Below are 22,559 nucleotides of genomic sequence, written 5' to 3'. Positions count from 1 at the left end.
CACGTTAGTCTAGACGGCGGCAGATGCAGTAAAGTGACACTCTTTTTCACGCCTTTTTACGTTGCCTGGAATCGCACGACCGGGCGCCCGACCGCAGCGTCAACCGCCCCGCCGCGTCAGCGCACCGCCTAATGCCCGTAGCCCCTTTGGAAGTGACGAAACGATGGACCACCGTGAAGCGATCGTCTCGCTGCGACAATTTCTCTCCACCCAGATCCTCGGCCAGGAACGGCTCATCGAACGCCTGCTCATCGCCCTGCTCGCCGACGGCCACATGCTCGTCGAAGGCGCCCCCGGCCTGGCCAAGACACGTGCCATCAAGGAGCTTGCCGAAGGGCTCGAGGCTGAATTCCACCGCATCCAGTTCACCCCGGACCTGCTGCCTGCCGACATCACCGGTACCGAGATCTACCGCCCCGAGACCGGCAGCTTCGTGTTCCAGCAGGGGCCGATCTTCCATAATCTGGTACTGGCCGACGAGATCAACCGCGCGCCGGCCAAGGTTCAGTCGGCCCTGCTCGAAGCCATGGCCGAGCGCCAGGTCAGCGTCGGACGGAGCACCTACGACCTCTCTCCACTGTTTCTGGTGATGGCCACGCAGAATCCGATCGAGCAGGAAGGCACCTACCCGTTGCCCGAGGCCCAGCTCGACCGTTTTCTACTGCACGTGAAGCTCGGCTTTCCCGACGCTTCTGTGGAGCGCCGCATCCTCCAGCAGGCACGCGGCGAGGCCATCAATGGCGAAGCCGCGCCGGAACATCGCGTGAGCCAGCAGTCGATCTTTGCGGCGCGCAAGGAGATTCTCGGCCTTTATATGGCCGATGCGGTGGAGGAATACCTGGTCCAACTGGTCATGGCCACGCGTACCCCGGCCAAGTTCGACGCGGAGCTGGCCGAGTGGATCGCCTATGGCGCCAGCCCGCGCGGCTCCATCTCGCTGGACCGTTGCGCACGCGCCCATGCGTGGCTCGCCGGGCGCGACTTTGTCAGCCCGGAAGACATCCAGGCGATGGCCTTCGACGTGTTGCGCCATCGTCTGATCCTCTCGTTCGAAGCCGAGGCGGCAGGTATCGACCAGGACAGGGTCATCCAGCGCATCCTCGACGTGGTGGCGGTGGCCTGATGCAACAGGCTGCCGCCAACGGCATGCAGGGCGCCGAAGGGGCGAGCACGGCCGACGGCATTCATGTGACCCTGGCCGAGCTCATCGACATCCGCCACCGCGTTCGCGAGGTGCCCCTGTTCTCGCTGCCGCACCGGCGCAGCCCGCTGGTGGGCCTGCACCATTCCAAGCTGCGTGGTCGTGGTGTGGATTTCGACCAGGTACGGGTCTATCAACCCGGCGATGACGTCCGCACCATCGACTGGCGCGTCACCGCGCGCACCCAGGAGCCCCATACCAAGCTCTTTCACGAGGAGCGCGAACGGCCGATCTATATTCTCGTCGAGCAGAGCCACGCGCTGTTCTTCGGCACCGGGCTCGCCTTCAAGTCGGTACTCGCGGCCAAGGCCGCAGCGCTCATCGCCTGGGCCGCCCTGAGCCACAACGATCGCGTCGGCGGCCTGGTATTCGGCTGCGACGAGCACCACGAGGTCAGACCGCGACGGCGCAAGCAGAGCCTGCTGCAGCTGCTCGATCGACTGGCACGCGCCAATCAGCGCCTCGACTGCGATATCGAGCCCAACCCCGAGGCCTTCGGCATGGCGCTTCGTCGTGCCCGTGAAGTGTTGAGACCGGGTAGCCTGGTTGTGGTCCTGTGCGACGAGCGTTCGCTGAACGATGCCGCCGAGCAGCAACTCAGCCTGCTGGCGCGCCATATCGATCTGCTTCTGCTGCCGCTGTCCGATCCGCTGGATCATGCCCTGCCCGCTGCCGGCCTGCTGAGGTTCGCAAGCCGGGGCACGCGACTGGAACTCGACAGCAACGACGCCGAGCTGCGCCAGCGCTACCGAGGCCTCGGCGAAGCCCGTACGGCGCGCTGGCAGCGCCTGGCAAAACGACTCTGCGTGCCGCTGCTGCCTCTGAGCACATCCGCCGAACTGGTCGACCAGTTACGCGAGCACCTCAGCGTACGGACCAGGGGCAACAGTCAATGAATCCGCTCGAACAGCTGGCACCGCCAATCCAGCCGCCTCCCGTGCCCTGGTGGCCGCCCGCGCCTGGCTGGTGGCTGCTTGCACTGCTGATCCTGCTCGGTATTGGCTTTTCGTGGCGCTACCGGCATCGCCTCTTCTCGCTTCGCCGGCCCGTTCAGCGCGCGGCGCCGGCGCCGGCACTGGCGCCGCAGCGAATGGCGGCGCTGGAGGAACTTGCCCGCCTGAGCCGCCCCTACGATGGCGCATCCGCCAGCCAGTGGCTGCAACAGCTCAACGCCCTGCTCAAGCGGCTCTGTCGCGCCCAGTACCCCCAGGCGCACCCGCATACCATGAGCGGCCGCGCCTGGCTCGCCTTTCTCGACAACCGTTGCCCGGCCGCCGGGCTGACCCGCTGGATGGTGCTGGTCGATGGTCCCTACCGCGCCGAATGCCGAATGGAAAACAAGGCGATAGATGGCTTGAACCAGGCCGTCGAAATCTGGATTCGCAAACATGTTTGAACTCGCCTGGCCATGGGTCTTCGTGCTGGCGCCGCTGCCTTGGCTGATGCGCCGCCTGTTGCCGCGTGCCGACAGCGGCGAGGCGGCGCTCAAGGTGAGTTTCATCGACGAACTCGAGCAGCTCTCCGGCCAGCGTGCCCGCATCGCCCTGCCCCCGCTGATACAGCAACTGCCTTACCTCACCCTGTGGCTGTTGCTGCTGTTCGCCGCCGCGCGTCCCCAGTGGCTCGGAGAACCCCTGCCCCAAGCCACCACCGGCCGCGACCTGCTGATCGCCGTGGACGTGTCGGGCTCTATGGACTACCCCGACATGCGTTGGCAGAACGAAGACATCACCCGCCTGGAGCTGGTCAAGCAGCTGTTCGGCGAGTTCATCGAAGGGCGTCGCGGGGATCGGGTCGGCTTGATCCTGTTCGGCAGCAGGGCGTATCTGCAGGCCCCGCTGACCTTCGACCGGCGTACCGTGCGCACCTGGCTGGAAGAGTCGATGGTAGGAATCGCCGGTAACACCACCGCCATCGGCGACGCCATCGGCCTCGCGGTGAAGCGCCTGCGCGAAAGGCCGGCCGACAGCCGAGTGCTCATCCTGATCACCGACGGGGCCAACAACGGCGGCGAGATCGAACCGCTGGTGGCGGCACGTCTGGCCGCCGAGGAGCACGTCAAGATCCACGCCATCGGCATCGGCGCCGATCCGCAGAACGACGGCGCACTGGGCCGCTTCGGCTTCAGCCCGAGCCTGGACCTCGACGAGCCGACGCTGCGCCTGATCGCCGAGCGCACCGGCGGCGAATACTTCCGAGCCCGCTCCAGCGAAGAATTGCGGGACATCGGCCAAACCCTCGACCGGATCGACCCAGCAGCGCAACAGCCGACCCAGGCGCGCCTGGCCGACGAGCTGTACAGTTGGCCGTTGGCCGCCGCACTGCTGATCAGCCTGCTACTGGTGATCGCCAGGCTCTGGTATGTACCGCTACAGGCCGCGCTCGCACGCAGGTGGTCGCGATGAGCGATCTGCTGCCTCACCTGCTGCGCCCCGGCTGGTTGTTGATCCTGCCGCTACTGGGCTGGGTGCTCTGGCGGCTATGCCTGCGCCAGCGGCGAGTAGGCCGTTGGCAGCGACTACTGCCCGAACGCTTCCACGCCCCGCTGCTGACCCAGGGCCGCCTGCATGACAGCCGTCTGCCTTGGGTACTGTTGGGCGCAGCCTGGCTGCTCGCCGTGCTCGCCTTGCTCGGGCCGAGCTGGCAGTTGCTCGAGCAACCGACCCTAAAACGCGCCGACCCGTTGGTGGTACTGCTCGAAGTCAGCCCCGAGATGCTCGCGACCGACGTGCCTCCCAGCCGGCTGGAACAGGCCAAGCGCAAACTGCTCGACCTGCTGGAAGCCCGTCGCGGCACCCAGACCGCGGTGGTGGTGTTCGCTGGAAGCGCCCATACGCTGGTGCCGTTGTCAGATGATCTGGCGACGACCCGCAACCTCCTCGGGGCGCTGCAGCCATCGCTGATGCCCGAATCGGGCCACCGCGCCGACCTTGCTGTCGAGCGAGGCCTCGAGCTGCTGGAGCAGGGCGCGCAGTCGCAGGGGCGGCTGCTGCTGATCGGCAGCCGACTGGATGCCAGCGAACGTATGGCCATCGCCGCCCGTCTCGACGGCAAGGACACCCGGCTTGCAGTTCTCGGCGTAGGCACCGAAGAAGGCGCGCCGATTGCCCAGGACGACGGCAGCTTTCTCAAGGATGCCCAGGGTTCGATCCTGGTGCCACGGCTGGACAATCATGGTCTTCGGCAGTTCGCCACCAGCCTCGGTGGGCGCTACCAACAGGCCCGCATCGACGATGCCGACCTTGCCGCGCTCGGCCTCCTCGAAATGGGCGGAAGCCTGGAAAGACAGATCGAAAACACGCGGCTGAGCGCGTGGTCGGACCAAGGCTACTGGCTGCTGTTGCCGCTGTTGTTGCTTGTCGCCCTGGGAGGACGGCGCGGTTGGCTGTTCTGCCTGCCGTTGATCCTGTTCAACCCCGCACCCGCCCAGGCCTTCGAATGGAGCGATCTCTGGCTGCGTCCAGACCAGCAGGGTCAGCGCCTGCTCGAACAACAGCGACCGGCCGAAGCCGCCCAGCGTTTTTCCGACCCTCGCCGGCAGGCCCTGGCTCATTACCTGGCCGGTGATTACGCGTCCGCGATCGAGCGCTTCGCCCTGGGCGATAGCGCCGCCGACCACTACAACCGGGGTAACGCACTGGCCCGCAGCGATGCCCTCGAAGCGGCCATCGAGGCCTACGACCAGGCCCTGGAGCGCCAGCCGGATCTGCCCCAGGCACAACAGAACAAGGCATTGGTCGAAGAACTGCTGCGTCAGCACAAGGCGCAGCAGGCTGCCCAGAAGCAGCAATCGGACCAGGCCGACGAAACCGACAGCGAGCCCGAAAAAGCGGCGCAGAACGCTCCGGCACCAAGCGGAGGCAGCCAGGACAGCGCCGCCCCGAGCCTCGAAGCCGGCCAGCCTGGCGATCCCGCCCAGCCCTCCGACGCTACCCCGGAGCAGAAGGCTGGTGCCGACGCCCGCGACCAGGCCGGGTCGAGCAACGCGACGAGCGCGGAGGATGTGCCAGGCAACGCGGAAACCCGACAGGCTACAGAACAATGGCTGCGGCAGATTCCCGATGACCCGGGCGAGCTGCTGCGCCGCAAATTCCTTTACGAACAACGTATGCGCCAGGGAACCCGTCCATGACCCGTCTGATGGTCTTTCTACTCATGAGCCTGCTGAGCTCGCAGGCCAGCGCGGCTTCGCTGATCGCCAGCATCGACCGCAACCAGCTGACCTTGGGCGAGACTGTCGAGCTGAGCCTTGAGGTACAGGATCGCACCCTGTTCGGCAAACCGGACCTGGAGCCACTCAACGAGCTGTTCGAGGTCGTGGCGACGCGCCAGGTCAACCAGCTGTCCACCGTGCATGGCGAAACCCGCGCCGTCACCCGCTGGCTGGTCACACTGCAGCCGCGGCAGACCGGCTACGTCGTCGTGCCGCCGCTGAGCCTGGGCGATGCCCGCAGCGAACCGGTTACCTTGCGGGTAATGGAAGCTGCCCCGATCGACGAGGTTGCCCAGCTCGCCCCGGTATTCATCGACGCCAGTCTGGATCAGGACAGCGTCTATGTGCAGGCCCAGGCGATTCTCACCCTGCGCATCTATCACTCGGTTTCGCTGTATGACGACAGCACCCTTTCACCCCTGCAAATGGATGATGCACTGGTCGAGCGCCTCGGTGACCCCCGCACGTACGAAAAGAACATCAATGGCGTGCGCCACGGCGTGATCGAGGTGCGCTACGCCCTGTTTCCGCAGAAAAGCGGCGAGCTGACCGTGCCTTCACAGCTGTTCAGTGCCACCACCGTGGCGGCTGCAAGCGATGGCCATTCGTTGTTCGGCGCCCGCCCCGGACGAGCCACCCAGGTCAAGTCGCCCTCGATTCCGCTGACGGTCCGCCCAAAGCCCGCTGAATATCCTGCCGATGCGCCCTGGCTGCCAGCCCGCAGCCTGAGCCTGGTCGAAGCCTGGACCCCGGAGCCGGAGAACGCAAAAATCGGAGACTCACTGACCCGCAGCCTGCTGATCCGTGCCGAAGGGCTCTCCGGCAATCAGCTTCCGGTCGTCACCCCGCCGGTTCCCGGTGGCGTTCGGCGCTACCCGGACCAGCCCAAACTGGCTAATGAAGTCACGCCGACCGGCCTGACCGGCAGCCGGGAACAGCGCGAGGCACTGGTACCGAGCCAGTCCGGTGCGATCGAGGTGCCAGGCTACGAGCTGGTCTGGTGGAACACCGAAGAGGATCGCCTCGAACGTATCGAACTGCCGAGCCGGCAGATCCAGGTCGCCGATAATCCCGAATTACGCCAGCCGCCGGCACAACCGGTCGAGCCCCAACCGCTGGCGGAACAGCCATTGCTCTGGCCATGGCAACTGAGTACCGCCCTGCTCGCCTGCAGTAGCCTGATCGGCTTCGGCCTCTGGTGGCGCGCCCGCCAGCAGCCCGCGGTGCAGCGCAGCGCACCGGCGGGGCCCAGCCCGCGCAGCCTGCTCGACGACCTGAGACGCGCCTGCCTTGCAAACGACTCGCAGGCCACGCGCCAGGCCCTCGACGCCTGGGCGCGCCAGCAACCGGAAACCCTAGCCGACATGGCCGCTCGCTTCGTACCGCTATCCGATGCGCTGGACGGGCTCAACGGTGCGCTCTACAGCGAAACCGGCCAGCAATGGCAAGGGAAAGCCCTGTGGCAAGCAATCCAGGCCTTACCACCGCTCGGCGCCAGCGCAGGCGAACAGGAGCAGCAGGCATTGCCACCGCTGTATCCACGCTGACGGCGCGGCTGCATTCCAAATCCGGCGACCTGGTCCTTCCGATGATCCTGCACCGGTGCACACCGGCCTGATCACAGCCTTCTACCCAGCCCGCAAGCGGGCCAAAAAAAACCGCGGCCATTAGGCCGCGGTCGCTGGGGTCAGCAGCCTCGCTCAACCCGTGATGGACTCTCCGGTCTTGCCGGCCAGCTTCTGCGGCTTGATCAGGAAGCGCGCCAGCGCCGGCAGCAGCCAGATCGCACCGATCATGTTCCAGAGGAACATGAAGGTCAGCATCAACCCCATGTCCGCCTGGAACTTGATGGCCGAGAACACCCAGGTCACCACGCCGATGGCCAGGCATACGCCGGTGAACAGCACTGCCTTGCCGGTGGACTTGAGCGTCTCGTAATAGGCCTCCTGCAGCGGCAGACCCTGGCGCAGGAAACTCTCCAGACGCGTGTAGATATAGATGCCGTAGTCGATACCGATGCCCACGCCCAGCGCGATGACCGGCAACGTCGCCACCTTGACGCCGATGCCCATGAACGCCATCAGCGCGTTGCCCAGCACCGAAGTCAGCACCAGCGGCAACACGATGCAGAGCGTCGCGGCCAGGGAACGGAAGGTCAGCAGACACATGATGCTCACTGCCGCGTACACCGCCAGCAGCATGGTTGTTTCCGAGGCGGCGATGACTTCGTTGGTCGCCGCCTCGATACCCGCGTTACCGGCCGCCAGGACGAACTCCAGGCCTTCGCGGTTGTTCTGCTCGGCGAACTCACGCGCCGCGTCGACGACGTGCTGCAGGGTTTCGGCCTTGTGGTCATTGAGGAACACCATCACCGGCGCCAGCGAGCAATCGGTGTTGTACATCCCCTCGGCGCGCGCGATCGAGCTGTTGAGCACGTGGGTATTACGCGACAGCGTCTCCCACTTGAGGCTGCCCTCGTTCATGCCCTTGATGCCCTGCCGCGCGACCGTGACCATCGACACCGTCGACTGCACACCTGCGGTGTTCTGCATCTTCCACATCAGCTCGTCCATTGCCGACAGGGTGTCGTAACTCGAGCAGCCTTCCGGCGCGGTGCGCACCATGACCACCAGCACATCGGAGCTGGTCGAGTAGTTGCGGATGACGAAGTCGTTGTCCAGGTTGTAGCGCGAGTCCGGATGCAGCTCCGGGGCGCCCTGATCGAGGTCGCCGATCTTCAGGTTCTGCCCGTACCAAAGCCCGCCGGCCAGCGCGAGCACGGCGATCGTCACCGAGACCGGTGCCACGGTCGGGCTGGCAAATTTGGACAGCGCCCGCCAGAACGGATGCTCGCGCTCGGCGTCTTCCCGGCTCTGCCGGACGGCCCGTTTGCTGATGCCCAGGTAGGAAATGGTCACCGGCAGCAGGATCAGGTTAGTGAGGATGATCACCGCTACGCCCATCGAGGCGGCGATGGCCAGTTCGCGAATGACGCCGATGTCGATCAGCAGCAGGGTGACGAAGCCGACCGCGTCGGACAGCAGCGCCACCATCCCCGGAATGAACAACTGGCGGAAGGCCATGCGCGCCGCGGTGAGCGGATTGCTCTCCTCGCCGGACGCCATGGCGATGCCGTTGATTTTCTGCACCCCGTGAGAAATGCCGATGGCGAAGACCAGGAAGGGCACCAGCATCGAATAGGGATCGAGTCCGAAACCGATCGTGTGCAGCAACCCGAGCTGCCAGACCACGGCGATCAGCGTGGTGACCAACACGGCAATGGTGCTGCGCAGGCAACGGGTGAACCACAGCAGGAGGAAGAAGGTGACGGCGATCGCGACGATGAAGAACAGCGCGACGCCGACCAGCCCATCGATCAGGTCGCCGACTTTCTTGGCGAAGCCGATGATGTGCACCTTCACATTCGGGTTCTGCTGCTGGTACTTCTCGCGGATCTTCTCCTCGAGCTCATGGGAAAACTGCTGGTAGTCCAGACGAATCTGGCGGCCCTGGTCTTCCGGATCGGGATAGGACTCCAGGAGCGGCACGTCGATGATGGTGGACTTGAAGTTGTTCGCCACCAGACGACCGATCTGGCCGGACTTGAGGATATTGTCGCGCAGGTCGTCGAGGCTCTCGGGCGAGCCGTTGTAGGTCTGCGGAATCACTTCACCGCCGGCGAAGCCCTCCTCGGTCACCTCCGTCCAGCGCACGCTGGGACTCCACAGCGACTTCATGTTGGAACGGTCGACGCCATGAATGTAGAAGATCTCGTCATGGATCTGACGCAGCGTCTCCATGTACTCCTTGGAGAAGATGTCGCCCTCCACCGCCTCCACGGAGATGCGCACCGTGTTGCCCATGTTGGCCAGATCGTTCTGGTGCTTGAGCATGTTCTGGATATACGGATGCCCCAGCGGAATCATCTTCTCGAAGCTGGTTTCCGGGCGGACCTGCGCGGCCTGATAGAACAGGAGCACGCTGACCAGCAGGCAGATCAGGATTACCGCCGGCCGGTTGTTGAAAATCAGGCGCTCAAGGAACGACGCCGGTTTCTGTTGATGCTTGTTCATGCGAACGACTCCCGGCTCTTATTGTTGTTGGGCCAAATCAGCGCCCGTTGGCGAGACGGTGTGTACACCGCCCTGCCCCACCAGGATCAGATTGCCATCGGCCGTCGCTGTGACGCCGGCCAGGGAACGCCGGTCGGGCCGGCTATAGAGCGTAAAGGTTCGGCCTTGATCGCTGCTGCTGAGCACCGCGCCAGCGTGCCCGACGATGACCATTCGCCCGTCTGGGAGCAGGTTGCCATCGGCCAGACCGGCCTCCAGCCCATGCCCACCGTCAGCGACGGAAACCTGCTCCCAGCTGTCGCCGAAATCGACCGAATGAAACAGGTGGCCACGCAGGCCGAAGGCCACCACGACGCCAGGCTCGGAGCCGCCGACCACGCCGAAGAAGGAACCTTGATAAGGGGAGTCGACCGTCTCCCAGGTCTCGCCCATGTCCGGCGAGCGGAACATGCTGCCCATCTCGCCAACCACGAACAGGCCGGAGCCTTCGATATGGGTAATCGCGTTGAGGTGGTAGGAGTCCTCGTTGTCCATGCGGTCGCTGATGTCTTCCCAGCTCGCACCGCCATCGAGGGTTTCAAGCAGCGCGCCATAGGCGCCAACGGCCAGACCATGCTGTTCGTTCTCGAACCAGACATCCAGCAGTGGCGCCTCGCGCTCGCGCTCTTCGTACTGCCGCGTCCAGGTCTGACCGCCGTCCTCGGTAGCCAGGATCAGCGCGTCGTGGCCGACCGCCCAGCCCTTCTTGTCGTCGACGAAATACAGGGCAGTCAGCATCTGCCGGGTGGGCACCTTGGCCTGCTGCCAGCTCTTGCCGTCATCGTCGGAATAGAGAACGTGGCCGCGATCACCGGCCGCCACCAGTCGTTGGCCGACGCGGGTGATGTCCAGCAGAAGGCTGTTTGCCGCGCGGGTGGACTCGATCGAATAGCGAACCTGGGGATCGGAGGCGTTCTGCGCCTGTGCGGGCAACGTCGGCGCCAGCAAAAGCGAGAACACGGCACATAGCGTGAACACGCATGACAGCGGAGTATGGAAACGGAGCGCCAGCGGGTGGGAAGCGTCCACCGCGCGGCCGGACTGGGTGCGCCACAGAACGGGCTCACTCATACAAAACCCCCTTTATTCTTATAGGTAGGGCCTGCCGTTTCGGAAGGCTCGGCCATCCTAGCCAGCTTTGGAAAGGGGCTGCAATCGAGCGGACGTTATGTTTTGTTAAAGCGCGCCCCTGTGATTGGCGGGCGATCAGCGGGGGTTATGCGGACGCGCTTCGAAAGCGCCGAAAGGCTCTGGCCTGGGGCATCGGGCCGACCACCGGGATGGCCGGCCCCGCGCATTCAGGCCAGGCTCTTGCTGACCACTTCGTAAACGTCGCTGGAGAGTTCGCCGGACGCCAGGATGCGTTCCAGCTCGCCCTTCATCAGCGCCTGGCGCGCGCTGTCGTACTTGCGCCAGCGCGTGAGGGGTGCCAGTAGCCGCGACGCGATCTGCGGATTGAGCGCGTTGAGCGTGATGATCTGCTCGGCCAGGAAGCGATAACCGGCCCCGTCGGCACGATGGAAATTCACCAGGTTCTGATTCGCGAAAGCGCCGATCAACGCGCGAACCTTGTTCGGGTTCTTCAGGGTGAACGCCGGGTGCTCCATCAATGTCCGGACGCGCTCCAGGCCACCAGGAAGCGGGCTACCGGCCTGCACGCTGAACCATTGATCCATGACGAGCGCGTGGTCCTTGAAGTGCTCGGCAAAGGTTTCCAGTGCTTTGGTCCGCTCGGCCTCGAACGACGAATTGACCAACACCGCCAGTGCGTTCAGGCGCTCGGTCATGTTGTCGCAGTGCTCGAACTGCTCAAGGCAAGCCTGCAAGACGGCGTCGCGCTCGCTGAGCATCAGGTAGGACAACGCGATGTTCTGCAACGCACGACGGGCGAAGTGCTCGGCCTGGGCGACGTAGGGCGTGCGCCGCGAAATCTCGCGGTTGGTCTGGTAACGCTGCCAGAGCGGCTCGAACAGCGCTTGGGCGATGGCCCTACGCGCATGCTCGCGGGCCTGATGAATGGCATCGACGTCCGCCACCTCGCTGATCTCGGTGAGATAGGCCTCGCTGGGTAGCGAGAGCATCTCGGCGACCATCGCCTGGTCCAGCGAGTCGTCTTCGAGCAGTGTACGCAGTGCGTGGGTCAGACGATCGTCCATTGCCAGCGTCTCGCCGCGCTGCCGTTGGCCGATCAAATCGCGCAGCACCTGCACCGACAGCTGCTGCCCCGCCTCCCAGCGGTTAAATCCGTCCGTATCGTTCTGCATGAGGAACATCAACTGGTCGCGGCTGTAGGGGAAGTCCAGCTTGACGGGCGCAGAAAAGCCACGCAGCAGCGAAGGCAGCGGCTTCTTCGGTAAATCGACGAAAGTGAAGGTCTGCTCGGCTTCGGTGATGGCGAGCACCCGGGTACCAGCGGTGGCTTGGTCTTCGCCTTCCAGGCGCAGCGGCAGATCCGCGCCGTCGGAACCCAGCAGCCCCAGGGCCACCGGTATCACGAACGGCAGTTTCTCGCTCTGCCCGGGTGTCGGCGGACAGCTCTGGCGGAAAGTCAGACTGTAGCGACCTGCCGCCTCGTCGAACGCCTCGCTCACCTGTAGACGTGGCGTGCCGGCCTGGCTGTACCAACGCTTGAACTGGGTCAGGTCGACACCCGACGCATCCTCCATCGCCTTGACGAAGTCATCGACGGTCACCGCCTGGCCATCGTGGCGCTCGAAATACAGATCGGTGCCCTTGCGGAAGTTTTCCGCACCGACCAGCGTCTGGATCATGCGCACCACTTCAGCACCCTTTTCGTAGACGGTCAGGGTGTAGAAGTTGGAGATCTCGATGAAGGATTCCGGGCGCACCGAGTGCGCCATCGGACCGGCATCTTCAGCAAATTGATGGGTGCGCAGGTAGGCCACGTCTTCAATGCGCTTGACCGTCGGGGAATTCATGTCGGCGCTGAACTGCGAGTCGCGCAGTACCGTGAAGCCTTCCTTGAGCGACAACTGGAACCAGTCGCGGCAGGTCACCCGGTTACCCGACCAGTTGTGGAAATATTCATGGGCGACAATCGCCTCGACACGCTGGTGCGCGGCGTCCGTGGCGGTTTCGGCCTTCGCCAGAACGGCACTGGAGTTGAAGATGTTGAGGCCCTTGTTCTCCATCGCGCCCATGTTGAAATCGTTCACGGCGACGATCATGAAAATGTCCAGATCGTATTCGCGGCCGTAGACCTCTTCGTCCCAGCGCATCGAACGCTTCAGGCTATCCATCGCGTGTTGGACCTGGTCGATATTTTCCGGCTCGACGTAGATGCGCAGCGCGACCTCGCGCTCGGTCATGGTGGTGAAGCTGTCCTCGACGCACCACAGGTCACCCGCCACCAGGGCGAACAGGTACGCCGGTTTCTTGAACGGATCCTCCCAGGTAGCCCAATGACGACCCTCTTCGTCGCTACCGGTGGCGATTGGGTTGCCGTTGGACAGCAGCACCGGATAGCGATGCTGTTCGGCACTCACCGTGGTGGTGAATTTGCTCATCACGTCGGGACGGTCGAGGTAGTAGGTGATCTTGCGGAATCCCTCGGCCTCGCACTGGGTGCAGAACATCTTGCCGGACTTGTAGAGCCCTTCGAGTGCCGTATTGGTTTCAGGATGAATGCGCACCGTGCTGTCGATGACGAACCGCTCGGCCTTGGGCTGCAGCGTCAGGTGATCGGCATCTAGCTGGTAGTCGCCGGCCTGCAGCGCCGTGTCGTCCAGCGCCACGCTCAGGAGCTCCAGCTGCTGGCCGTCGAGCACCAGCGGCGGGAGGTTGCCGCCTGCGCTGGAGGATAGGTCCGGGTTGCGGCGCATCACCAGCTGCGCATGAACCAGCGTGTGATCCTCGTGCAGTTCGAAGGTCAGGTGGGTCTCGTCGATCAGGTAATCAGGGGCCTGATAGTCCTTGAGGTGGATGACTTTCGGTTGGTCGGTGCGCATGGCATGTGGCCCTTGTTCAGGCGCTGCGCCGAATCGAGGGGCAGCGCGTTGGGTTTGATTTCAGTCTAGTCGGGGCTCAGGCGTGTACGGCCAACAGGTAGGCCGTGTACTTGCGAACATTGATCACGCCCGTATCGAAGATCAAATACTGACCCTTGATTCCCATCAGCGTGCCCTCCACTACGGGCGTCTTGTCCAGATCGAAGCTGACGATCTTGGTCGGGTAGCGCTCCACCGGGTAGCGCATCTCCACCACCTCGGCGTCCGCCAGCGGCTGCACCGCCTGCAGGCCGAAGCGCTGCTGCAGGGCCAAAAGGCCTTCGGCGCAGCGATCGAACAACGTCTCACGGATTTCCAGCAGGTCGATGGGCTCGGCATCTCCCTTGAGCAAGGCGCGCCAGTTGGTGCGATCGGCGACCTGGCTGCGCAGCAGGTCTTCCACCAGGCCCGACTGCTGGCGCGTCGCAACGCGCAGGATGGGCAGCGCCTGGCTGGCGCCCTGGTCGAGCCAGCGGGTCGGCAACTGGGTGGCCCGGGTGATGCCAACCTTCACGCCCGAGGAGTTGGCCAGGTAGACGACATGGTCAGTCATGCAGAACTGCTGCCCCCAGTCGGCATCGCGACAGGTGCCCAGCTCATGGTGGCAGCGCTCGGGGCTGACGATGCAGATGTCGCACTGCGGAAGTTTCTTGAAGCAGGGATAGCAATAGCCCTGGCTGAAGCTCTTGTTGGTCTTGCGACCGCAATGGCTGCAGTGAATGGCTCCCAGGTACTGCAGGCGAACCGTCTTGCCGATCAGCGGATTGACCGGAACCAGTTGGTCGTCCAGGCGAAACGCGTAGTCGACCGGGGCGCCCAGCTGGACGGACATCTTGTTGAGCGCACCACGTCCGAGTTCGAGCATCAGTGACGGGTTTCCGAACCGGAGGTGAACAGAAGATTGGGAATCGGCTCGGACTTGGAGCTGCACTGCTGAGCGCCCATGTAGCCGGTGCGCTGCTCTTCGGGCAGATTCTGCATCTCCCAGGTGATCATCGCCTGCAGACACAGCTCCTTCTGCTCGGTGGTCAGCTTGCGACCATCACCCCATTTGCCGAGCTCCACGGCCAGCTTGAGGTTCTCGTAAATCTCGGGGGTGATGTTTTCGATGGCTTCGTTGAATGACGACATGGCCGGCTCCCAGTAGAACGAACGACCATTCTACCGGGCTGGCCGAGCTTGTGGGAGGCGCGTCCCAACGGCCTCTCTATGCGGTGCAACAGCAGTGCTATCTAGCGTGGCGCGAGCGCGCCAGCATTCCACCGCACACCCCGGTCAGGCATCCGGCCACCAGGCCGCCAACGTGCGCGGAATTGGCGATTGCCAGCGCCCCGAAGCTCACCACTTCGATCACGCCTGTCAGGCAGATCACCAGCCAGGCGAGCATCAGCACCACCACGCCGGATGGCAGACGGTAAGCTTCGCCGGGGGCGAGCTTCTGATACAACCAGCAATGCCCCAGCAAGCCGTAAAGCACGCCGGATAGCCCACCGAAGATGCCCGTTCCGCCATAGGCGTACTGGGCGAAGTTGGACACCAGCGAGTAGAGCAGCGTCAGGCCCAGCAGCGCGAACACGCCCTGGCGCGTCTCGATGCGTCGCCCCAGCTCCCAGTACCAGAGGCTGTTCATCGCCAGGTGCAGCCAACCGAAATGGATGAACATGGGCGTGAACAGGCGCCACCACTGGCCGGCGTCCAGCGACTGCTCAAGGCTGGCGAAATAGGCGTAGTCGCCCTGAATGCGAAAGTCGGTGAAGCTGAACCAGCGGATCGTCTCGAAGTTCTCGCCGACATGGGTGATCAACGCGATGACCAGTGTCGCCAGCAACACCAGTGCCGTGAACGGCACGCTGCGCAACGGCGTGGCGAACATCGCGATACGCGGCGCTGGCGGCGCAGGCATGGCATCGAGCGGTGCGTTGCCGTCGGGGAATTCTGCGTACAGCTTTCGCAGGTGCTCTGCAAGCTCCGCAGGTGCACGCAGCACTTGCTCGCCGGCCTCCTCCGAAACCCGGAACGGCAACTGCATTCGTCGCAGCATGGCGACGAAGCCGCTCAGATCCTGGGATACCGGTACCCGCAATACTTCCACGCAATCACCTCAATGCTCGGGTCGTTCGACCTCGACCCAGACGAATTTCGCCGAATCCAGGCGCGTCTCCTGGTCCAGCCGATAGGCGACCAGCTTGCCGTATTTCACCGCGCTGTAATCCAGGCAGGCGAGATTGGCACGAATCGGCCTCGGGTGACCGCTGCGCCAGTAATGACCGACGAACAACAGCGGCTCGTCAGGCCCATAGAGAAACAACCGGCTCTTCTGGCTGTCGGTCAGCGGCAGACACGCCGCATGCTCGGGCAGCGCATCGGGCTGGAACACGATGTCGCCGTAGGTACGTGGATTCTCTTCCCAGAACTTGGTGCGGAACGAGGCGCGAGTGAAGCCCTCGTCAGAGGTCAGCCGGATACCGTTGGGCAGGGGCATGTCGGTGCCCCGCAACAGGCGATCCAGCGCGCTGCAGGCGAAGCTGCCGTCGATTGCCGCCTCCCGCAGGAACTCCGGGTCCAGGCGTCCCTGGTCCAGACGCTCGCGCAGCCGGGCGATCACGTCCTTGTCCCAGCAGGCGTGTACGACCCGGAAGCGCTCGCCATCGAGGTAGAGAGGCAACTGGTAGAACCACTCGCGAAAGGCTTGCCATTCCTGCGGGTGCGCCTCGAACTGGCTGAAGGTTTCCTGCAGCAGCCGGGCGTAGCGAGGGCTGTGCTCGCGCACGAACTGCTTGCCGCTTTCCGGTGGCGCCGGCATGTCCCAGCCCAGCGCGTTGAATTCGTGGTTACCCATGATGCAGTAGGCCTGCCCGGCTTCGACCATGTCGTGCACCAGGTGCAGCGCCTCGCGTATGCGCGGGCCGCGGTCGATGATGTCGCCAAGAAAGATGACCTGCCGCCGTGGATGTCGCCAAACGCCACCCTGCTGGCTATAGCCCAGGCTGTCGAGCAGCCGGACCAGCGTGCGGGCACAGCCGTGAACATCGCCGATCAGGTCGTAACTGCGCCCGGGGTCGAGCCGCATCAGTCTCCTCCGCCGAGGCGGCTGCCCCAGCCGAGCTTGGTGCGGCAAACCTCGTAATAGTTGTGGTCCAGGGGATGGATCAGGTGCAGCTTCTGCGGCTTCTTGCGTACGGTCACCGTGTCGCCAGGTGCACAGGTGAAGTGGTTCTGGCCGTCACAGGAAACCTGCGGATAGATCTGCATATTGGGTGAGACAACGATTTTCAACTCGCTGTTGCCGTCGACGACGATCGGCCGGCTGGATAGCGTGTGGGGATACATCGGCACGATGACGATCGCATCGAGCTTGGGATGCATGATCGGCCCACCCGCCGACAGCGCATAGGCGGTGGAGCCAGTCGGCGTGGCGATGATCAGCCCGTCGGCCTTCTGGCTGCAGACGAAATGGCCGTCGATATAGAGCTCGAACTCGATCATCCGAGTCGACTTGCCGGGATGCAACACTACGTCGTTGAGCGCGTCGCCCTCTCCTATCGCCTCGTCGAAGCGCCGCGCCTGGGCTTCGAGCAGGAAGCGGTTCTCCAGCGTGTACTGCCCGGCCAACACTTCTGCGACCTTCTCTTCGAGCTCGTCCGGACGGATGTCGGTGAGAAAGCCAAGACTGCCCCGGTTGATGCCCAGTACCGGCACCCGGTGCCGCGCCATGACCCGCGCCGCGCCGAGCAGGCTGCCGTCGCCGCCGACCACGATCACCAGATCGCAGGATTCACCCAGCCGCTGCCGAGACGAGGTCTGCATGCCGTGTCCGGGCAACACCTCGGCGATGGACTCTTCGAGAATGACGTGAAGATGGCGGTCAACCAGGAATCGCTTGAGCCTGCGAATGGTGTCGAGGACCTGGGAACTGCCCAGACGTCCGATGATGCCGATGTTGCGAAACTGCTCCATAGAACTCCCGAGAGGGCAGAGGCGGGTCTGCCCGATTATGGGCGAAGGCCACGGCAGCGGCAAACCAGGGTCGACTATGCTTGCCTGATGACAACCGCCCTGTACGCCGACCTCATGCGAACGCTCAGGCACCCCCAGGTGCGCGACCTGGCCTGGGCGATCCTTTCGCCGCCATTGCTGGAGGCCTCGGCGACGCTGCGTCACCCGCTCTCGGGCAGCCGCTGGTACAGCCAGCCCGATCTGCTCGCAGACTGGCTGATGCATCAGGACGCAGCTGCCGAGGGCCTGCAACGATGGCTCGCCCAACGCAGCAACCGGCGCCTGGGACTGTATTACGAGCGTCTCTGGCAGTATGCCCTGACCCACGCGCCGGACATCGACCTGATCGTCGCCAACCTGCCGATCCGCGAAGGCGGCAACACGCTCGGTGAACTGGACCTGTTAATACGCGATCCGGAGGGTGTGCATCACCTCGAATTGGCGGTGAAGTTCTACCTGGGCAATGGCGGGGGCGGCGACGGCGCACCCCATCACTGGATCGGCCCCGGTGGCCATGATCGGCTGGACCTCAAGCTGGACCATTTGCTGCGCCATCAGCTGAATCTGAGCATGCACGAGCAGGCGAAAGCCGCGCTCGCCGAGCTCACCAGCAGCACCATCCAACCGGCCCTCTGGCTCGGCGGCTATCTGTTTGAACCCTGGCCAAGCGGTTGCTTGCCACCGGCCGGCGCAAATCCGCTGCACCTGCGAGGGATCTGGGTACGCCAGCGTGACTGGCCGGCACTGGCAGGCGAATACCGTTGGCAGATGCTGCCTCGCCAGGAGTGGCTCGCTCCGGCCCGGCTGGAGCTGGATTTTGACTTGGACGACACGCTCCGCCCCAAGCTAGACGAACATTCGCCCGCACGACTGATGGCGCGTCTGCAGAGCAACGGTAACGTCTGGGAAGAGGCACAACGAGTGTTCGTGGTACCGGATCGCTGGCCCGCCACCGATACCGCTGGCTAGCGGCTGCTGCGCTCGATGCGCCCGCCCGATCGGGCAAGGTAACCGGAGCCGCTCTGGCACAGCAGCGCATCGTGCTGGACTGCCGGCAAGCCATCGACCCCGTCGCGCAGCACGAAGGCACTGAAACCCAGCTGAGTCAGCAGGAACACCGCGCTGGCGCTGCGCTTTCCGCTGTCGCAGTAGCACAGATAGGTGCGCGCGTGATCGAGCAGGCGTGCCTTGAGCCGCAGCAGGTCCAGCGGCATGTGCAACGCATGCAACGCGTGCCCACGCTCGTATTCGTCCTGCAGGCGAACGTCCAGCCACTGGGCGCCCGAGACGAGCAGGCGTGCCGCCTCGGCCAGGGACACGTCGGCGACCACCGGAGCCTCTAGCAGTGCGTGAAAATCGGCACGGGCCAGGCGCAGCACGCAACCGTCTTCGAGCATAGTCACCGTCGCATTGCGCGGGCGGTCGACGAGCAGCGCCTCTTCACCGAAACAGGCGCCGACTTCGAGCTCGGCGACGACCTGCCGGCCGCTCCCGGCTTCCTGGATGACTTCGACCCGGCCGGCCTTGAGGAAGTAACAGCAATCACCGACATCGCCCTGCTGGATCAGCGTTTGCCCGACAGCTACCTCGAGGCTTTCCAGACGGTCGAACATGCACCGCACGTTGGCCGGCGGCACCTTGGCGAACAGCGGATTTTCAAGCAACTGCTCCAGCCACTCCGGCGAATGACCTTCGAGCGACAACTGCACGAGCAGGTCCTGATAGGTCTGGCGCCAGGTCAGCAGGCGGTCGAGTTGGGCACTGTCGATGGCCAGCACGCTGCAGTCCGACAACGCATGCGCCCGTTGCCAGCGTGGGCCGGGGCCGATGGAATAGCAGCTCGCCGCGGTACCGGCCACCAAACACCGCTCCTGGCCGTCACCGCCATGCAACAGAAGCTCGCCAGAGAGCAGGAAGAACAGCGTCGCGGTGCTGTCCTGGACACCGAACAGGAGCTCACCGGCCAGCAGCGGCCGTGGCGTCAGCTGGCCCTGCAGCTCGCGCAGCTGACGCCGCGACAATGCATTGAGCGGCACCAGGCTACGCAGTTGGTCGGGGTGTAGCGGCTTTTTCATTCGGGCTTTCCAGCGTACATCTCAGGTACCCAGCCTACGCAATTCGGCTTCAGCCGCACGGCGCCCCTGCAGGCCGCCGGTATGAACGAATACCAGCCGTGTGCCGCGCTCCAGCCCGCCTTCTTGCAGAAAAGTACGCAACGCCAGCAGAGCCTTGGCGGTATAGACCGGCTCCAGCGGCAATCCCGAGTCGCGTTCGGTCTCGAAAAGAAAGCGCGCCAGGGTCTCGTCGAAACGGCCGAAGCCGTCGCGGCTGGCGTCGACCAACCGATAGGGGTGCGACGCCTGGCCGGCCTGCGCGAGCAGCGAGTCGATTTCAGCGGCGACCCGATGCGAAGGCGGCCCCGCCAGCGCACCATACACCGCGCGCTGCCCGGCTTCGGCGATAGCCAGCCCGGCCAAGGTGGTACCCGTTCCCGCAGCGAGCCACCAGCCGTCGTATTCGCCGAAGCCCACCTCGCCCAACTGGCCACGCACCTGCTCGACCATCCCTGCGCAGCCCAGCGCACCGGCAAGCCCTCCGCCGCCCTCGGGGATCGGGTAATGACCAGGATGACGCTCGAGCCAGGGCGCCCAGAAGTCGGGGCGATGGCGTTGACGGTAGCCATCGTAGCCAAGCCAGTGCAATTCCATGCCGAAGCGGCGCAGGTCGGCCACTGTAGGCGTTTCGACAGGGTGCCCGCGCAACAGGCCGACCGTGGCGTAGCCGAAGCGGCACCCGGCGGCCGCCAGTGCATGCAGATGGTTGGAATGGGCACCGCCGAGGCTGAGCAGCCCTGAAGCGCCCGAGGCCGCGGCGGCCCGCAAATGGTGCGATAGCTTGAACCATTTGTTGCCGGACAGCTGCGGGTCGACCAGATCGAGGCGCAATACAGCGAGCTCGACTCCCGCGCGCCGAGCCCAATCAAGGTCGAGCCTCTGCAGCGGCGCCCAGCCGGGTTCCAGCACCAGCGCTTCGAGCATCAGCTACCGGTGCGCAAACGATGCTCGGACTTGTGCCGCGAGCAACAATTGGATTCGTTGACGATGAAGCGCGCTGGCGTGTCCACCCGATCCAGCGGGATGGCGCAGCGCTCGCCGCTGGACAGACTCGCCTCGCATGCCGGGTCCTGGTAGTGCTTGAGCCACTGGCGATATTGCTCTTCGGAGACAAAGCACTTGGAGGCCGCGTAGGCCATCGGGTTTTCCTGGTAGCGGGCAATGTCCTGCAAGGCGATCGTTAAGTGGCCGGCACCGGGGTGGTAGACGACGAACACCACGCCCAGGCGCGAAAGCCGCTCGAGGATGTTGTCGCTGCCCTGGCGCACCAGCTCCTCGCGTTCGCGCTTGAGCCTGTCGATTTCCTCTTCCAGGGCGGTGTCCAGCTCGTTGCGGTAGGACAGCTCGACATCGCGAATGGCAACCTGCTCCTTGTATTCCACCACAGCCGCCGCCACCCGTGCCTCCACTTCGCGTTCGAACTGCGCCCGGGCGACGTCGACTTCGGCACGCCCGTGGCGCTCGAGCGTGCGCACCTGCTCGCTCATCTCTTCGCGCGCCTTCTGGAAGCTCTCCGCCTGGGTGGCCAGCTGGGTCTTGAGGCTGGCGTTGAGATCTTCCTGCTGGCGCAGTTTCTGCTGTAGCTGACGCAGCTCTTCGCGCAGTTGGTTCTGCTGCGCCTCGCTTGCCTGCCTGAGCTGGGCGATCTCGTCCTCACGCTGCTGGCTGAGGCTGGCGATCCGCAGACGCTGTTGCTTGATCAGCTGGGCGGTCTTGAGGCGGTGTTCCTGCTCGAGCTTCTCGGCCTGTTTCGCCGCTTCGTCCTGGGCCGGATCGGCCTGAACCCAGCGATCTTCGGCAGCCATCTGCAGGCGTTCGGCCGGCACGCTGGTGGGCATTTCGTCGTCGACCAGCAGGCCCATCTGATTGCGCTTGATCTGGTCGCGCAACAGCACCAGATCGTTTTTACCCGGTGCAAGGCTGGGATCCCACAAGTGCATCTGATGCCACGCCACCGGGCATTGGCTGCGACAAGCCAGGCGGATCGGCCCGGCGCCGAGATCTGGACCACGTCCGGCACGCTCGGCCAGATGGCGCAGCGGGATGTTCCAGCCGCTGTCGGCGGATCCGTCGTCGTTGAAATCGAGATAAAAGAACACCACGCCGCGAATCAGCAGCCGAGGGTTGATGAGAACGTAAGCAACGCGCATCTGCTGATCGGCGAACTCGGGCATGTTCACCACGCCGTCCAGCAGGGCTTCGAATTCGGGAAAGAGCATTTCCTTGCAGATGCCATGCTCACCAAAGAACAGCACGGCTTCGGCTATCTGCGGTTTGTTCTGCATGCTCGGATTTCCTCTGTGGCCCGAACATCGCCGGGCCAGCGCTTTTCAGAAGATGGCATAGTACCTGCAAAAACCACGCTATCTCATTGTTGCGCAAGTCTAGGGGAAAACCTCGACGGGGCAATGTGACTGGGTTGGCAGTGACCTGGGCGCCGCCTGACGGATCGACGCACGGAGCGGAAAAACTGTGATGATTTGGTCAAATCATTCAGGTTCCGAGGGCAGCCAGACGCTTGCCCATCTCGTCGCCGAGCGCCTGCAGCGCGCTCATGGGACGGATCATCACCTCGAACTCACAGATCTTCCCCGCCTCGTCGAACGCGATCATGTCGACGCCCTTGAGCGTTCGCGTACCGACCCTGGCGCTGAACTCGAGCACCACGTTCCGCCCATCGGCGCAGGCGAGTTGCCGGTGGTAGCGAAAGTCCTCGAAGACGCCCAGCACCGTATTCAGGATCAGGTTGACCGCCCTCGCCCCCTCGTAGGGTTTGAACGCCATCGGCGAGCGGAACACCGCATCGTCGGCGAGCAGGACCGGCAGGGACGAGAGGTCGCGTGCGGCGACCATCCGGTGCCAGTGGTCGAGGCTGGCGGCCGCCGGGGTTTGCAGTATCAGTGCGGACATGGAACA

19 protein-coding genes are annotated in these 22,559 nt (G+C 64.4%); 7 read left to right on the top strand and 12 right to left on the bottom strand.

The annotated features are described in order from the left end of the window. Positions 1–163 precede the first annotated feature (163 nt). From G7026_RS14620 to G7026_RS14595, 6 genes are read left to right on the top strand one after another with little or no spacing between them, the layout of a single operon-like run. Complete coding sequence (locus tag G7026_RS14620) at positions 164–1,123, top strand: AAA family ATPase (RefSeq protein WP_181071647.1); 960 nt, start codon at positions 164–166, stop codon at positions 1,121–1,123. Positions 1,124–1,146: 23 nt separating this feature from the next. Further along, a complete protein-coding gene (locus G7026_RS14615; RefSeq protein WP_181071799.1) occupies positions 1,147–2,097 on the top strand; it encodes a DUF58 domain-containing protein in 951 nt (316 codons plus the stop codon). Continuing rightward, positions 2,094–2,597 carry a DUF4381 domain-containing protein gene (locus G7026_RS14610; RefSeq protein WP_181071646.1) on the top strand — a complete coding sequence of 168 codons (504 nt, stop codon included), beginning with the start codon at positions 2,094–2,096 and terminating at the stop codon, positions 2,595–2,597. The genes G7026_RS14615 and G7026_RS14610 overlap by 4 nt, the downstream gene beginning before the upstream one ends. Beyond that, complete coding sequence (locus G7026_RS14605) at positions 2,590–3,606, top strand: vWA domain-containing protein (RefSeq protein WP_181071645.1); 1,017 nt, start codon at positions 2,590–2,592, stop codon at positions 3,604–3,606. The genes G7026_RS14610 and G7026_RS14605 overlap by 8 nt, the downstream gene beginning before the upstream one ends. Further along, entirely contained in the window at positions 3,603–5,333 is a 1,731-nt protein-coding gene (locus tag G7026_RS14600) for a VWA domain-containing protein (RefSeq protein WP_181071644.1), read from the top strand. The genes G7026_RS14605 and G7026_RS14600 overlap by 4 nt, the downstream gene beginning before the upstream one ends. After that, entirely contained in the window at positions 5,330–6,961 is a 1,632-nt protein-coding gene (locus G7026_RS14595; protein ID WP_181071643.1) for a BatD family protein, read from the top strand. The genes G7026_RS14600 and G7026_RS14595 overlap by 4 nt, the downstream gene beginning before the upstream one ends. 153 nt (positions 6,962–7,114) lie before the next feature. Here G7026_RS14595 and G7026_RS14590 read toward each other — a convergent pair whose 3' ends face one another. The 8 genes from G7026_RS14590 to G7026_RS14555 all read right to left on the bottom strand — a co-directional run bounded on the left by G7026_RS14590 (position 7,115) and on the right by G7026_RS14555 (position 17,490). Further along, positions 7,115–9,487, bottom strand: a complete 2,373-nt coding sequence (locus G7026_RS14590; RefSeq protein ID WP_181071642.1) for an efflux RND transporter permease subunit — start codon at positions 9,485–9,487, stop codon at positions 7,115–7,117. 18 nt (positions 9,488–9,505) lie between these two features. Further along, entirely contained in the window at positions 9,506–10,597 is a 1,092-nt protein-coding gene (locus G7026_RS14585; RefSeq protein ID WP_181071641.1) for a WD40/YVTN/BNR-like repeat-containing protein, read from the bottom strand. A 227-nt stretch (positions 10,598–10,824) separates the two neighbouring features. After that, positions 10,825–13,494, bottom strand: a complete 2,670-nt coding sequence (gene pepN / locus G7026_RS14580; RefSeq protein WP_181071640.1) for an aminopeptidase N — start codon at positions 13,492–13,494, stop codon at positions 10,825–10,827. A 76-nt stretch (positions 13,495–13,570) separates the two neighbouring features. After that, complete coding sequence (locus tag G7026_RS14575; protein ID WP_181071639.1) at positions 13,571–14,398, bottom strand: DUF2797 domain-containing protein; 828 nt, start codon at positions 14,396–14,398, stop codon at positions 13,571–13,573. Continuing rightward, positions 14,398–14,664: a YeaC family protein gene (locus G7026_RS14570; protein ID WP_181071638.1), complete on the bottom strand. Its 267-nt coding sequence runs from the start codon at positions 14,662–14,664 to the stop codon at positions 14,398–14,400. The genes G7026_RS14575 and G7026_RS14570 overlap by 1 nt, the downstream gene beginning before the upstream one ends. Positions 14,665–14,761: 97 nt before the next feature. Continuing rightward, positions 14,762–15,625 (bottom strand): rhomboid family intramembrane serine protease, encoded by an 864-nt coding sequence (locus G7026_RS14565; protein WP_308811807.1) that lies wholly within the window; start codon positions 15,623–15,625, stop codon positions 14,762–14,764. A 9-nt stretch (positions 15,626–15,634) separates the two neighbouring features. After that, a complete protein-coding gene (locus G7026_RS14560) occupies positions 15,635–16,603 on the bottom strand; it encodes a metallophosphoesterase (RefSeq protein ID WP_181071637.1) in 969 nt (322 codons plus the stop codon). Next, positions 16,603–17,490, bottom strand: a complete 888-nt coding sequence (locus tag G7026_RS14555) for an NAD(+) kinase (RefSeq protein ID WP_181071636.1) — start codon at positions 17,488–17,490, stop codon at positions 16,603–16,605. The genes G7026_RS14560 and G7026_RS14555 overlap by 1 nt, the downstream gene beginning before the upstream one ends. A gap of 87 nt (positions 17,491–17,577) precedes the next feature. On the opposite strand from G7026_RS14555, the gene G7026_RS14550 reads away from it, so the two are divergent. Next, complete coding sequence (locus tag G7026_RS14550) at positions 17,578–18,498, top strand: DUF1853 family protein (RefSeq protein ID WP_258190287.1); 921 nt, start codon at positions 17,578–17,580, stop codon at positions 18,496–18,498. Here G7026_RS14550 and G7026_RS14545 read toward each other — a convergent pair. From G7026_RS14545 to G7026_RS14530, 4 genes are all read right to left on the bottom strand, one after another. Beyond that, positions 18,495–19,604 carry a cyclic nucleotide-binding domain-containing protein gene (locus G7026_RS14545; RefSeq protein ID WP_181071634.1) on the bottom strand — a complete coding sequence of 370 codons (1,110 nt, stop codon included), beginning with the start codon at positions 19,602–19,604 and terminating at the stop codon, positions 18,495–18,497. The genes G7026_RS14550 and G7026_RS14545 overlap by 4 nt on opposite strands. A 21-nt stretch (positions 19,605–19,625) precedes the next feature. Then, complete coding sequence (locus G7026_RS14540) at positions 19,626–20,567, bottom strand: 1-aminocyclopropane-1-carboxylate deaminase/D-cysteine desulfhydrase (RefSeq protein WP_181071633.1); 942 nt, start codon at positions 20,565–20,567, stop codon at positions 19,626–19,628. Then, complete coding sequence (locus G7026_RS14535; RefSeq protein ID WP_181071632.1) at positions 20,567–21,928, bottom strand: chromosome partitioning protein ParA; 1,362 nt, start codon at positions 21,926–21,928, stop codon at positions 20,567–20,569. Before G7026_RS14535 ends, G7026_RS14540 begins: the two co-directional genes overlap by 1 nt. Before the next feature lie 208 nt (positions 21,929–22,136). Beyond that, positions 22,137–22,553, bottom strand: a complete 417-nt coding sequence (locus G7026_RS14530) for a nuclear transport factor 2 family protein (protein WP_181071631.1) — start codon at positions 22,551–22,553, stop codon at positions 22,137–22,139. Between the last annotated feature and the right edge of the window lie 6 nt (positions 22,554–22,559).

It is taken from the genome of Stutzerimonas azotifigens (assembly GCF_013522725.1).
In the GTDB taxonomy this organism is placed as follows: Bacteria; Pseudomonadota; Gammaproteobacteria; order Pseudomonadales; family Pseudomonadaceae; genus Stutzerimonas; species Stutzerimonas azotifigens_A.
The sequence above is the reverse complement of the archived record's forward strand: the minus strand, read 5'-3'. Positions and strand labels throughout refer to the sequence as shown.

Excerpts from the sequence above, each read along its gene's own strand:
- G7026_RS14620 (WP_181071647.1), top strand. The coding sequence starts at position 164 with ATGGACCACCGTGAAGCGATCGTCTCGCTGCGACAATTTCTCTCCACC.
- G7026_RS14615 (WP_181071799.1), top strand. The coding sequence starts at position 1,147 with ATGCAGGGCGCCGAAGGGGCGAGCACGGCCGACGGCATTCATGTGACC.
- G7026_RS14610 (WP_181071646.1), top strand. The coding sequence starts at position 2,094 with ATGAATCCGCTCGAACAGCTGGCACCGCCAATCCAGCCGCCTCCCGTG.
- G7026_RS14605 (WP_181071645.1), top strand. The coding sequence starts at position 2,590 with ATGTTTGAACTCGCCTGGCCATGGGTCTTCGTGCTGGCGCCGCTGCCT.
- G7026_RS14600 (WP_181071644.1), top strand. The coding sequence starts at position 3,603 with ATGAGCGATCTGCTGCCTCACCTGCTGCGCCCCGGCTGGTTGTTGATC.
- G7026_RS14595 (WP_181071643.1), top strand. The coding sequence starts at position 5,330 with ATGACCCGTCTGATGGTCTTTCTACTCATGAGCCTGCTGAGCTCGCAG.
- G7026_RS14590 (WP_181071642.1), bottom strand. The coding sequence starts at position 9,487 with ATGAACAAGCATCAACAGAAACCGGCGTCGTTCCTTGAGCGCCTGATT.
- G7026_RS14585 (WP_181071641.1), bottom strand. The coding sequence starts at position 10,597 with ATGAGTGAGCCCGTTCTGTGGCGCACCCAGTCCGGCCGCGCGGTGGAC.
- pepN (WP_181071640.1), bottom strand. The coding sequence starts at position 13,494 with ATGCGCACCGACCAACCGAAAGTCATCCACCTCAAGGACTATCAGGCC.
- G7026_RS14575 (WP_181071639.1), bottom strand. The coding sequence starts at position 14,398 with ATGCTCGAACTCGGACGTGGTGCGCTCAACAAGATGTCCGTCCAGCTG.
- G7026_RS14570 (WP_181071638.1), bottom strand. The coding sequence starts at position 14,664 with ATGTCGTCATTCAACGAAGCCATCGAAAACATCACCCCCGAGATTTAC.
- G7026_RS14560 (WP_181071637.1), bottom strand. The coding sequence starts at position 16,603 with ATGCGGCTCGACCCCGGGCGCAGTTACGACCTGATCGGCGATGTTCAC.
- G7026_RS14555 (WP_181071636.1), bottom strand. The coding sequence starts at position 17,490 with ATGGAGCAGTTTCGCAACATCGGCATCATCGGACGTCTGGGCAGTTCC.
- G7026_RS14550 (WP_258190287.1), top strand. The coding sequence starts at position 17,578 with ATGACAACCGCCCTGTACGCCGACCTCATGCGAACGCTCAGGCACCCC.
- G7026_RS14545 (WP_181071634.1), bottom strand. The coding sequence starts at position 19,604 with ATGAAAAAGCCGCTACACCCCGACCAACTGCGTAGCCTGGTGCCGCTC.
- G7026_RS14540 (WP_181071633.1), bottom strand. The coding sequence starts at position 20,567 with ATGCTCGAAGCGCTGGTGCTGGAACCCGGCTGGGCGCCGCTGCAGAGG.
- G7026_RS14535 (WP_181071632.1), bottom strand. The coding sequence starts at position 21,928 with ATGCAGAACAAACCGCAGATAGCCGAAGCCGTGCTGTTCTTTGGTGAG.
- G7026_RS14530 (WP_181071631.1), bottom strand. The coding sequence starts at position 22,553 with ATGTCCGCACTGATACTGCAAACCCCGGCGGCCGCCAGCCTCGACCAC.